This is a genomic window from Bradyrhizobium sp. USDA 4452 (assembly GCF_054063575.1).
In genome coordinates, this window is sequence record NZ_JBSSGK010000001.1 from 5,973,463 (window position 1) to 5,985,585 (window position 12,123).

Below are 12,123 nucleotides of genomic sequence, written 5' to 3' on the forward strand. Positions count from 1 at the left end.
ACGGTGGCCGGACAGATATCAAATGTGTTCAATCTCGATCGCTCGGGCAAGCGAATTGTCATCGATCCGTTGACGCGCATCGAAGGCCACCTGCGTGTCGAAGCCAATGTCGATTCCGACAACGTGATCCGCAATGCGGTTTCGAGCGGGACGATGTGGCGTGGCATCGAAGTCATCCTGCGCGGGCGCGATCCACGCGACGCCTGGGCGTTTACTGAGCGGATTTGCGGTGTCTGCACCGGCACCCATGCGCTGACCTCCGTGCGTGCGGTTGAGAATGCGTTAGGGATCACGATTCCGGAGAACGCCAATTCGATCCGAAATATCATGCAGCTGTGCTTGCTCGTGCATGATCATCTCGTGCATTTCTACCATCTTCACGCGCTCGATTGGGTCGACGTGGTATCCGCGCTCAAGGCCGCCCCCAAGTCGACCTCTGCGCTGGCACAGTCCATCTCGCCGTGGCCATTGTCGTCCCCTGGCTATTTCAAGGATTTGCAGATCAGGCTGACTAAATTCTTTGGATCAGGGCAACTAGGTCCCTTCAAGAACGGCTATTGGGGGCATCCGGCCTACAAGCTGCCAGCGGAGGCGAACCTGTTGGCCCTGGCACATTATCTGGAAGCGCTCGACTTCCAGAAGGAGATCGTCAAAATACAGGCCGTCTATGGCGGCAAAAATCCGCATCCGAATTGGCTGGTCGGCGGCGTGCCCTGCGCGATCAACATCGACGGAACTGGTGCGGTGGGTGCGATCAACATGGAGCGCCTTAATCTCGTGTCCTCGATCATCGACCGTTCGATCGAGTTTGTCGAGCAGGTCTATCTGCCGGACGTCGCAATGATCGGCTCGTTCTATAAGGATTGGCTCCATGGCGGCGGACTTTCAAGCAAAAGCGTAATGTCCTATGGCGACATCCTCGAGAACGCCAACGACTGTTCTGCGAACAATCTCAAGCTGCCGCGCGGCGTGATCCTTGATGGCAACCTCTCGGAGATATTGCCGATCGACCATAGTGATCCCGAGCAGATCCAGGAGTTCGTCACGCATTCGTGGTATAAATACCCGCACGATTGCTGTGGACTGCATCCATGGGATGGTATCACCGAACCGAGTTTCGAGCTCGGGCCAAAAGTCAAGGGCAGTAAGACTGATATTAAGGAACTCGACGAAGGCGGCAAGTATTCGTGGATCAAGGCGCCGCGCTGGCGCGGCCACGCCGTCGAGGTCGGGCCTTTGGCGCGATACATCATCGGTTATGCGCAGGGCAAAGCCGAGTTCAAGGAGCCGGCCGACAGACTGCTCAAGGGACTGAATCTTCCCCTGACGGCGATGTTCTCGACGCTTGGCCGTACCGCGGCGCGGGTACTCGAATGTCAGTGGGCGGCGCATCAGCTGCGTTATTTCCAGGATAAGTTGGTCGCCCACATTAAGGCAGGCAATACGGCAACTGCCAATGTCGCAAGATGGAAGCCCGAAAGCTGGCCCAAGGAGGCCATGGGCTACGGTTTCGCTGAGGCGCCGCGCGGTGCGCTTGGACACTGGATCAAGATCAAGGACACAAAGATCGACAACTATCAATGTGTCGTGCCGACGACATGGAACGGATCTCCTCGCGATCCCAAGGGCAATATTGGCGCCTTTGAAGCCTCGCTGATCGGCACTCCGTTGGCCGATCCGCTGCGACCCCTGGAGATCTTGCGTACGATCCATTCCTTTGATCCGTGCCTGGCGTGCTCGACCCATGTGATGAGTCCTGACGGCCAAGAAATGGTTTCAGTCAGTGTTCGTTAGGGACATGCGAAACGAGGCTCGGCAGCCCCCCGCTGCTGTCGATGCGGCACCGACCGAGCGCGGCATCGGCGATCGCGACGCCTACGTTTATGACGCGCCCGTGCGACTGTGGCACTGGGTCAATGCGGCGGCCGTTCTGATGCTGGCCTTAACCGGCTATCTGATCGGAACGGGCACACCGGCGATGTCGGGACAGGCAAGCGGCAATTTCCTGTTCGGCTATATCCGATTTGCGCATTTCTCTGCAGGGTATGTCCTCAGCGTCGGCTTTGTTCTGCGCATTTACTCGGCCCTGATCGGAAATCGATATGCCATGCAGATCTTTTGTGTTCCGCTCTGGCGCAGGTGCTTTTGGCGCGAGGTGCACCACGAGATTCGCTGGTACGCGTTCCTTGCAGTTGAGGCCGATAGACGCGTCGGGCACAACCCCCTGGCTCAGCTCGCAATGTTCCTTATGTTTACGCAAACGATCACGTTCATGATCGTCACAGGTTTTGCACTTTATGGGCAGGACGCCGGTAGCGACAGTTGGCAGGACAGGCTGTTCGGTTGGGTGTTTTCAATCTGGCCGAATAGCCAGGACGTCCATACCTGGCATCATCTCGGCCTGTGGGTGATCGCGGTCTTTGTGCTGGTTCACATCTACGCGGTGATTCGGGAGGACATCATGTCGCGCCGGAGCATCTCCTCCATGATTTCAGGTGAGCGCGAGTTTCGCGATTGAATGGCAAGCGGTTACTAGTTCCGGAGAACAAGCAACGGATCCTTGTGCTTGGCATCGGCAATATCCTGTGGGCCGATGAGGGGTTCGGCGTGCGGGCGGTAGAGGAATTCCATCGCCGCTATGTAGTCGCTGACAACGTCACCATCCTCGATGGCGGCACGCAGGGACTCTACCTCGTCAGTTATCTTGAGCAGGCTGATTGCCTGATCGTGTTCGATGCCATCGATTTCGCACTCCAGCCCGGACAGTTGAAGCTCATGCGGGATGCCGAGGTGCCAAAATTTGCTGGCGCCAAGAAGATAAGCTTACATCAGACCGGCTTTCAGGAGGTCTTGAGTGCAGCCGATCTGCTTGGTCGCTGCCCGCGAGACCTCGCTCTCATCGGATGTCAGGCGCGGGACCTGGAGCATTGGGGCGGTCCGCTGACAGCTCCGGTGCGCTTGCAGATTGCGCCGGCGATCGAACTGGCTTGCGAACTCCTGGCGCAGTGGGGCTCGCCGGCCACACTGCGAACGACGCCGCTGCCTGCATCAGAACGGCTGTTGGCGAACAATATCGACCATGCAAGTTATGAGATGGGAGCGCAGCCGATCTAGCGGCCCGCGATTGAATCATGTGCCTTGGCTTACCAATGACGATTGTTGAGACGGACGACATCACGGCACTTTGTGAGTATCGCAACGAACAGCGGCGTGTCTCGGTCATGCTGCTCGACTGCGCCCCGGTCGGCGCCAGGGTGCTCGTTCATATCGACACCGCCGTGCGACTCTTGGATGAGGATGAAGCAAGACTGATCTCGGAAGCACTCGATGGGCTTGACGCCAGCCGTAACGGCCAGGACTGCGGCCCCTTCTTTGCGGACCTGGTCGGTCGTGAGCCGCAATTGCCCAAGCACCTACGTTAGCGGTTCTGCTGCGAATGTTGCGGTGACTACGCCTGCCCCCAAATCGATCAATCGCGCGCACCGTCCGCATGGAATCGAGTCTCCTTCACAGCGCGACGATGATTGGCACGTGCCTTGCTACATCTCACCTAGCTCAAACCAAGGACTATCTGAAAGGAGTCTGATGAAGTTCCAGCCGGCGCGGTATAACCTCGGACCCTGTCCGTCTGAGGTAGAGAGCATCAGCGCGCATGCACGCCTGGTCACGCACCCTTCTCCGAGCGCACCCGAAGTGCTGCTGACGGTCGATGCCGTACATTCGCTCCGGGGCGTCTATGTCGCATTATCCCTCCCTGAATTGATCAAGGCTCTTCGGCGTTGCGTGCAAGGCGCAGTGCCTGCGCATGCGTTGGCTGGAAAGCTGGTCGGACGGCTCGGCCCGCGTCGTCGATCGACGCTAATTTGGTGCCATCGGCACGATACGCTTGACCTGATCGTCAGGCGTCTGGGCCGCTTGGTCAAGATCGACCGCATCGTCCTACCGATCGTTTGGCTGTACGCTGGTAGCATTTGTGCCGGCAATGCCTCCCGATAGGTCCAACCGGACATCGCATCATGAAGACAGCGGTCCGCGTCGTATCCGAGGACGCCGAGCAGGTGGTGGGCAAGTCTGCAACGGGCACGGAAAGTCTCGATGTATTCCATAGCGGGCCGGCGACTATGGAGGCGGTAGCCAAGCGCGCCCGGCGCGACGGCGACGAGCTTGCAAGGAACTATCCGAATGTCACGGTGCTGTTGTCGAATGTCGCCGCTGCCGCTCGCGGCCATCGGCAGAGCACTCGGACGCAGCTGTACGGACTCGCCAATCTCAGCGAGCTCGAGCGCAAGCTGATTGGCGAAGTGCTCGGCGAGGGCGAGGTCACCGGCGTAGTTGCGCTGCCAGATGGCTCTTTTGCGCAACTCCGGGAGGCGGTCCTTGCGGGAATCTGGCGCGTGCGTATCGGGGCCGAACCGGCGCACGAATATGTTGAGGTTGGGGCAATCCCGCAGATTGTGCAGCGCGCCGCAACTGAGTTGACGTCTGCCGACTTTCTGATCGGCACGGCACCGGACGGTGCCATGAACGTGCGCGCGGTGCTTGCGGAGATACGCGAGCGGGCGCGTGTCTGGCGGTCGGGCATGCGGGCGCATGTTATCAATCTGACGTTGCTGCCGATGAGTGCTGTGGACATGGCGTTCCTTCAGCAAAGTTTGGGCAATGGTCCGGTCCAGCTCATCTTCCGCGGTTACGGCACGTGCCGCGTGCAGGCGACCGGGGTGAGGAACGTCTGGTCGGTGCAGTACTTCAATTCTTTGGACGACGTCATCCTTAATACGGTGGAGGTCGGAGACGTGCCGATCGTTGCCTTGGCTGCTGACGAGGATTTCGAGGACTCTGCCGAGCGCCTGCAGGAAATTATGGAGGCGTACTTCACATGAAGAACTCAAAGAATGCTCGCAATCCGGTGGGACCTCGCAGATTGCGCGCGGACGGCCGCTGCCGACATGTTTTGCGCGAGCTAATGACGCAGCGGTGCATATGAGCGTCGCGGTCCGCAACAAAATCGATGTCTCGGTCTGGCTTGCTGCCGACGTAATTGCCGCGGTCGAGATCATGCCCCGAGTTCGGCCACCGCTGGCGCGGCTGTTCGCCGGCAAACCGGCCTCGTTACTGCTCAGACAGATCCCGCGGCTCTTCGCATTGTGTGCCGTTGCGCAGCAAACCGCGCTTCTGTCTGCGATCGAGACGGCGCGCGGCGAAGCGATCAGCCCCACGACAAGGCAGCATCGTGTTGCGCTGGTCGTTGCCGAGCGCATCGCGGAATTGCTGCGGGGTCTCTTTGTCGGACATCTTGCCCGGGACACCGCCAGTGCCACGGCTATTCGTTCCGTGATGCAGGGAATGTCAGCGCTTATCGGTAGCGGACAACCGGCCTGCGGTCCTGCTCGACGCGAAGCGACGGCAAGAATTGTGGCTGGGCTGGGCGCGATCGGCATACCGAACGGAGATGGCGCGCCGAGGCCCTGCAGCCCATTGGCAATTCGCATAGCTGCGCTGGACGAGATCGACCTGAAATCGATCCGGATCGCGCACTCGTTCCTGTCCGTTGCTGACGACCGCAACATCATTGAACGGCTGCTCGGCGATGACCCGACATTTTGCCATTGTCCCGACCTTGGGGGGCGTGCGCCCGAGACGGGTCCATGGGCACGCCAGATGACGCGTGATCGGCTCTGGCTGGGCCGGTCGGGTGCGGCCGAGCGGCTGAAGGCCAGAATTGCAGAAATCGTTCGGCTATGCGACTGGCTCAAGGCCGGTGCTCATATCGACTCAGCAGAGCCTGAGATTATCAAAAGCTACAGGTTGGGTCCGGGCTGCGCCGCGACCGCGGTCGAATGCGCCAGGGGCAGGCTCTATCATGCGGTTGAGCTTGATCCTCAGGGCCGGATAGACCGCTTCGAATTTCTTGCTCCGACGGAATGGAATTTCCATAGGACCGGACCGCTTGTCCGGAACCTGCATGGCGCGGTTCTGACGGCGAGACGGCATCAGAAAGCGGTTCGTGCGGTGATTGAATCGCTTGATCCCTGTGGCGGATTCACACTCAGGTTTCGCAAAGTTGACGATGCATGAAATGGCGATTTGTCTGGGCATCATCCAAATCGTCGAGGAGGAGATGCGTCAGCGATCGTTGTCGCGGGTGCGGAGCATCTGTCTGGAAATCGGGGCGCTGAGTCATGTCGCGCCTGATGCGATCAGGTTCTGCTTTGCTGTCGTTGCGACGCGTACGATTGCCGAGGGGGTAGCTCTTGAGATCCTAGAACTTCCGGGTATCGCCTGGTGCATGAGCTGTTCTAACAGTGTCGAAATTGCTGGCCGCGGTGACCCCTGTCCTTGCTGCGGCAGCTATCAGTTGCAAGTGACCGGCGGCGAGCAGATGCGAGTGAAAGAACTGGAGATCGATTGATGTGTACCGTTTGCGGTTGCAGCCAAGCGACGTCTTCAATCGAACCTGCCAGAGCGCGTGATCCGGAGACCCGAGGCCGTTGCTATCCTCATGGGCAGGACGATGGTGAGCGCCATGACGCACATTTTCACGGCGACGAGAAAGTGCAGCATTCATCCTATGCCCGCCACAGTCATGATCACGAACATTATCAGAGTGATGGTCGGCAAGCGCTTCTGAGCTCCGGCGCGGGCCCAACTGGATTGAAGGTCATGGGTATAACCCGCGAACGCATCATTCGGGTCGAGCGTGACATCCTCGGCAAGAATAATGCGATCGCGTCCGACAATCGGACGCGCTTTGCGGCCGATGAGCTACTGGTATTTAATCTCATGTCGAGTCCCGGTGCGGGCAAAACCTCGCTGCTCGTCCGCGCCGTATCCGAGCTCAAGCTCAGCTATCCGACCGGAGTCATCGTGGGCGATCAGCAGACCTCAAACGATGCCGAACGCATTCGAGCGGCCGGCGTGCCAGCTATTCAAGTCAATACGGGTAAGGGGTGCCATCTCGATGCTGCAATGATTGGCGAGGCTTATCGCCGCTTGCCGCGGCTCACGCGCGGTATTCTCTTCATCGAGAACGTCGGTAACCTGGTTTGTCCCGCGGCCTTCGATCTTGGCGAGGCCTGCAAGATCGTTGTGTTGTCGATGACCGAAGGTGAAGATAAGCCGCTGAAATATCCCGATATGTTCGCGGCTTCTTCACTCATGGTGATCAACAAGATCGATCTAGCTTCACTGCTTGAGTGCGATCTGGACAAGACCATTGGATATGCCAGACGCGCGAATCCGAAGATCGAAGTAGTTACGGTTTCGGCCCGTACCGGCGAGGGTTTTGGCGCGCTCTACGCTTGGATCGATAGACAAGTGGCCCGCCAAAGGCTGGCCGTAAAGGACGCCAGGCGATGAGCGCCGCAGCCATTTGCGACCGAACACGACTGCGCGTGCGCGTGAGCGGAGCGGTGCAAGGGGTCGGCTTTCGTCCTTACGTCTATGGCCTCGCTACGCGGTACGGATTGGCGGGATTTGTCGCCAACGGCCCGGAGGGCGTCACAATCGAAGTCGAAGGTGGCCGTGCGTCGGAATTTGTTGCCACATTGCCGCTCGAGGCTCCTCCGTTGGCGCGCATCGACCACATCTGCGTTCAGGAGACAGCGGCGCTCGCGACAGAAGACTTTTCGATCGGCGCGAGCGAAGACGGAAAAGTGTCAACGCACATCATCGCCGACGCCACGACCTGCGGGCAATGCCTCAGCGAGCTATTCGATCCAGAGAATCGCCATTACCTTTATCCCTTCATTAGTTGCTCCCATTGTGGCCCACGCTACACTATTGCCGGGCGGCTCCCCTACGATCGCCACAACACGGTGATGAAGGCGTTTAGGCTGTGCGCCGCCTGCACGGCCGAACATGCGGATCCGGCGAGCCGGAGGTTTCATGCAGAGGCGATCGCGTGTCCAGAATGCGGCCCTCGGCTTAGCCATGGGATCAACGCCATTGTCGCTGCAATCGCAGGCGGTCAAGTCATCGCCATAAAGGGTCTCGGCGGCTACCAGCTCCTCTGCGATGCCCATAACCAGGACGCTGTGCAGCGCCTGCGCAGCAGAAAGCAGCGCCGTCAGAAGCCATTTGCGGTTATGCTCGGTTCCATAGAGTGCGTCAACGAGATCGCGGAAGCGAACGCTCTCGAGCTCGCCCTGCTCGAATCCGCAGCACGGCCCATTGTGCTCTTAACTTCGCGCAACTGTCTGGCGCCCGCCATAGCGCCCGGTTTGTCTCGCGTTGGCGTCATGTTGCCTGTAGCCCCGCTGCATCATCTGATCTTTCATGCGCTTCGCTCGACAAGAGCGTGGATTGCGGAACCAAGCCCGGTCGTGGTCGTCACCAGTGCAAATCCTTGCGGCGAGCCGCTCCTGATCGACAATGCGCAGGCGCTGCGCCGGCTCGAGGCGATCGCCGACCTTGTCGTGACCCATGATCGGGATATTTTAACGCGTGCTGATGACTCCGTGGTCGCGGTGGTCGCTGGCCGCTCCCAATTCATTCGTCGCGCTCGGGGCTATGCTCCCGAACCGATCCAGCTCGCGCATTCTGTGCCGCCCGTGCTCGCCGTCGGCGGCGCGCTGAAATCGACCGTCACCATCACGCGGGACAACCAAGCGTTCGTTTCCCAACATATTGGTGATCTCAATACGCCCGAAGGCATCCGTGTGTTCGAGGAGACGATCCAACACCTCACATCGATCCTTGACGTAGAGCCTGTCGTCATCGCTCATGATCTGCATCCCGACATGGCATCCACCCGCTTTGCGCAAGCAAGCGGCCGCGCGCTGATTGCAGTCCAGCACCACCATGCACACGCTGCCGCCGTGATGGCTGAACATGGCCATGCGGGACCGGCGCTAGCTCTGGTGCTCGACGGTCATGGTTTTGGCTCGGACGCTGGTAACTGGGGTGGCGAGCTATTGTTGTGCGAAGGCGCGATGTGCCGACGCATTGGGCATCTCGCGCGGCTGCAAATGCCTGGTGGTGATCGCGCAGCCCGTGAGCCGTGGCGCATGGCGAGCGCGGTACTACATTGGCTCGGGCGGGGTAACGAAATTGCGCCGCGCTTTGCAGCGCAACGGCAAGCTGGGTGTATGTCGGCCTTGCTCGATCAGTCAGGCGGGGCCACCACGACCAGCGCGGGCCGGTTGTTCGACGCGGTGGCGGGGCTGCTGGGGATTGTGAGTTGGCAGAGCTATGAAGGTGAAGCCGCGATCAAGCTCGAGGCGCTCGTGCGGCGGACTGCGATTCTAGAGGCCGGGTGGATGATCGATGGTGGCGTGCTGTCGCTTCGTCCGCTGTTTGCGCGGTTGATTGCAGACGACATTGACGCTGCGGGCGGAGCGGGTTTGTTTCATGGCACCTTCGCCGCCGCCTGCGTTGACTGGGTCATGCACTCCGCGCGGACAACCGGCGTCAATACCGTCGTTCTGAGCGGAGGCTGCTTTCAGAACGCGGTACTGATGGATGAAATCTGGCGCGGGTGCTGCGCTGCCGGCCTGACCCCGCTGGTGCCGCAGCGGGTGCCCTCCAATGATGGTGGTTTGAGCCTAGGCCAAGCCTGGATTGCCGCTTTGCAGATTGCTGGACAGTCGTCCGCCAGCGAAGGGAGAGCCTGATATGTGTCTTTCGGTTCCGGCAAAGATCGTCAAACTTCTTCCCGATCACATGGCCGCCGTGTGCATCGATGGTGTTAGCCTGGAGATATCGATTGCTCTTATCGACGAGCTCGACGTCGGCGATCACGTCCTTGTCCATGTTGGGTATGCACTGGCCAAGATCGATCCAATAGAAGCCAAGCGCACGCTGGAGCTGCTGCAGGAGCTAGGCAGCGCAGGGCAGGAACTCCGGCCATGAAATATGCCGACGAATTTCGCGACAAGACCCTCGCGCAGGGGCTCGCCGGTGCGATTAGCGCGGAAGCCGATCAGCAAAAAGCCTATCGGTTCATGGAATTTTGCGGTGGACACACGCATGCGATATCACGCTATGGGCTTGAGGATCTGCTGCCCGCAAATGTGCGCATGATCCACGGGCCCGGTTGTCCGGTCTGCGTTCTACCCGCCAGCCGCATCGATATGGCGCTTCGTCTCGTCGAGCGGCCGGAGGTCACCCTTTGCGTCTACGGCGACCTGATGCGGGTGCCTGGCTCGCAAGGACAGTCCCTGTTACGAGCCAAGGCGCTTGGCGCAGACATCCGGATGGTCTACTCGACGCTCGACGTCATCCGGATCTCCGAACAGGCGCCGAGCCGCGAGGTTGTGTTCTTTGCCATCGGATTTGAGACCACGACACCCCCGACGGCCGTGATGATCCGGATAGCCGAAAAGAAGCGGCTGAAGAACCTTAGCGTGTTCTGCAACCACGTGCTCACACCCTCTGCGATGCAGAGCATTCTCGAGAACCCGAAGATCCGCAATATTGGCGGGGTCGCAATCGACGGTTTCGTCGGGCCTGCACATGTGAGCACGATCATCGGGACGCAGCCTTACGAGCTCCTGGCGGAGCAATTCGGCAAGCCGATCGTGATCGCCGGATTTGAACCGCTCGACGTGATGCAGGCGATCCTGATGCTGGTGCGGCAGGTGAACGAAGACTGCTACGACGTGGAGAACCAATACAGCCGAGCAGTGAGGCGTGAAGGCAATCGGCGCGCCAAAGACGAGATCTCGCAGGTATTCGAAGCGCGTGAGCAGTTCGAATGGCGCGGGCTCGGTTTCGTACGAAATAGTGGACTGAAGCTGAAGCGCGTCTACGCGCGGTTCGACGCTGAGGCGCGTTTTGCGATGCACGAACTGCGTGTCGCCGAAAATCCGGCCTGCGAGTGCTGCGCGATCCTGCGCGGCGCCAAGCAGCCAGTCGACTGCAAGCTGTTTGGAACCCTCTGCACGCCGGAAACTCCCATAGGATCCTGCATGGTCTCATCGGAAGGTGCTTGTGCGGCATATTGGACATACGGCCGGGTTCGCGATGATCAGGTGAGGCGAACGTCATGAGCGTACAGGGCTATCAACGCAACCTCGATCTCGAGAACGGACGCGTTGATCTTTCCCATGGGTCCGGGGGACGAGCGATGGCACAGCTGATCTCCAGCCTATTTCACCGAGCCTTCGGCAATGAATGGCTTGCCCGCAGCAATGATCAGTCAGCCTTTGACGTTGACGCGGGTAAAATGGTGATGACGACCGATGGTTATGTGGTTTCGCCGCTGTTCTTTCCCGGCGGCAATATCGGCTCTCTGGCGGTGCACGGGACGATTAACGACGTCGCGATGTCCGGCGCGCGCCCCCTCTATCTGTCGGCCAGCTTCATCATCGAGGAGGGTTTCCCGCTGTCTGATCTGAAGACGATTGCGGATTCGATGGGCGCGGCAGCGCGCTGCGCGGGCGTTTACATCATTGCGGGGGACACTAAGGTCGTCGAGCGCGGCAAGGCGGATGGTCTGTTTATCTCCACGACCGGGATCGGCGCTGTGGCCCATGGGTTCGATCTCTCCGCCGATAAGGCCATGGTCGGGGACCGTGTGCTGGTGTCCGGCAGCCTTGGCGACCATGGCGTGGCAATCATGTCAAAACGTCAGAACGTCGCGTTTCAAACCGAGATCGTGTCGGATTCCGCAGCGCTGCATAACCTCGTCGCGGTCATGATTGCGGCTGGCGGCGCCGGCATCCGGGTGATGCGCGACCCTACGCGCGGCGGTCTTGCGGCAACCCTCAATGAGATTGCGCATCAATCGGGCCTTGGCTTCCGTCTACAGGAAGCAGCCATTCCCGTTAAGCCAGCGGTTGCGGCAACCTGCGAACTCCTCGGGCTCGATCCGGTCCACGTCGCTAATGAGGGCAAGCTCGTTGCGATCGTCGCGCCCGATTTGGCCGATGCTGTGCTTGCAGCCATGAAGACGCATCCCCTCGGATGCGATGCTGCTGATATCGGCGAGACGGTAGCTGACGATCACAAGTTTGTGCAGATAGCGACCAGTTTCGGCGGCGGACGGATCGTCGATTGGTTGTCGGGGGAACAGTTGCCTCGGATTTGTTGAACAATCCTCGCCCAACTGCGACGAGCATGAAGGCGTCAAGCGTCGGTACCGCCGTTCTGGGAACCCGATTGATGATCAATAATGGTCATGTG

General features: G+C 59.8%; 12 protein-coding genes. All 12 read left to right on the forward strand.

Going from position 1 to position 12,123, the window contains the following annotated elements:
* Positions 1 to 3: 3 nt before the first annotated feature.
* The 12 genes from ACVISU_RS28335 to hypE all read left to right on the forward strand — a co-directional run bounded on the left by ACVISU_RS28335 (position 4) and on the right by hypE (position 12,031).
* Positions 4 to 1,794: a nickel-dependent hydrogenase large subunit gene (locus ACVISU_RS28335; protein WP_456709057.1), complete on the forward strand. Its 1,791-nt coding sequence runs from the start codon at positions 4 to 6 to the stop codon at positions 1,792 to 1,794.
* 4 nt (positions 1,795 to 1,798) lie between these two features.
* Positions 1,799 to 2,518 carry a Ni/Fe-hydrogenase, b-type cytochrome subunit gene (gene cybH / locus ACVISU_RS28340; RefSeq protein WP_456709058.1) on the forward strand — a complete coding sequence of 240 codons (720 nt, stop codon included), beginning with the start codon at positions 1,799 to 1,801 and terminating at the stop codon, positions 2,516 to 2,518.
* Complete coding sequence (locus ACVISU_RS28345; RefSeq protein WP_456709059.1) at positions 2,515 to 3,114, forward strand: HyaD/HybD family hydrogenase maturation endopeptidase; 600 nt, start codon at positions 2,515 to 2,517, stop codon at positions 3,112 to 3,114. The genes cybH and ACVISU_RS28345 overlap by 4 nt, the downstream gene beginning before the upstream one ends.
* A 17-nt stretch (positions 3,115 to 3,131) precedes the next feature.
* Positions 3,132 to 3,422, forward strand: coding sequence for a HypC/HybG/HupF family hydrogenase formation chaperone (locus tag ACVISU_RS28350; RefSeq protein WP_456709060.1), 291 nt, complete (start codon positions 3,132 to 3,134; stop codon positions 3,420 to 3,422).
* A gap of 594 nt (positions 3,423 to 4,016) precedes the next feature.
* The gene (locus tag ACVISU_RS28355; RefSeq protein WP_456709061.1) at positions 4,017 to 4,880 is read left to right on the forward strand and encodes a hydrogenase expression/formation protein; all 864 of its coding nucleotides are present in this window, start codon (positions 4,017 to 4,019) and stop codon (positions 4,878 to 4,880) included.
* 100 nt (positions 4,881 to 4,980) lie between these two features.
* On the forward strand, positions 4,981 to 6,075 hold the full coding sequence (locus tag ACVISU_RS28360) for a hypothetical protein (RefSeq protein ID WP_456709062.1): 1,095 nt from the start codon (positions 4,981 to 4,983) through the stop codon (positions 6,073 to 6,075).
* Positions 6,068 to 6,409 (forward strand): hydrogenase maturation nickel metallochaperone HypA, encoded by a 342-nt coding sequence (hypA, locus tag ACVISU_RS28365; RefSeq protein WP_456710917.1) that lies wholly within the window; start codon positions 6,068 to 6,070, stop codon positions 6,407 to 6,409. The genes ACVISU_RS28360 and hypA overlap by 8 nt, the downstream gene beginning before the upstream one ends.
* Positions 6,409 to 7,356: a hydrogenase nickel incorporation protein HypB gene (gene hypB / locus ACVISU_RS28370; protein WP_456709063.1), complete on the forward strand. Its 948-nt coding sequence runs from the start codon at positions 6,409 to 6,411 to the stop codon at positions 7,354 to 7,356. Before hypA ends, hypB begins: the two co-directional genes overlap by 1 nt.
* Positions 7,353 to 9,611 carry a carbamoyltransferase HypF gene (gene hypF / locus ACVISU_RS28375; RefSeq protein WP_456709064.1) on the forward strand — a complete coding sequence of 753 codons (2,259 nt, stop codon included), beginning with the start codon at positions 7,353 to 7,355 and terminating at the stop codon, positions 9,609 to 9,611. The genes hypB and hypF overlap by 4 nt, the downstream gene beginning before the upstream one ends.
* Position 9,612: 1 nt before the next feature.
* On the forward strand, positions 9,613 to 9,849 hold the full coding sequence (locus tag ACVISU_RS28380) for a HypC/HybG/HupF family hydrogenase formation chaperone (protein ID WP_456709065.1): 237 nt from the start codon (positions 9,613 to 9,615) through the stop codon (positions 9,847 to 9,849).
* Positions 9,846 to 10,988, forward strand: a complete 1,143-nt coding sequence (gene hypD / locus ACVISU_RS28385; RefSeq protein ID WP_456709066.1) for a hydrogenase formation protein HypD — start codon at positions 9,846 to 9,848, stop codon at positions 10,986 to 10,988. The genes ACVISU_RS28380 and hypD overlap by 4 nt, the downstream gene beginning before the upstream one ends.
* Positions 10,985 to 12,031 (forward strand): hydrogenase expression/formation protein HypE, encoded by a 1,047-nt coding sequence (gene hypE / locus ACVISU_RS28390; RefSeq protein ID WP_456709067.1) that lies wholly within the window; start codon positions 10,985 to 10,987, stop codon positions 12,029 to 12,031. The genes hypD and hypE overlap by 4 nt, the downstream gene beginning before the upstream one ends.
* The last annotated feature ends 92 nt before the right edge of the window (positions 12,032 to 12,123 follow it).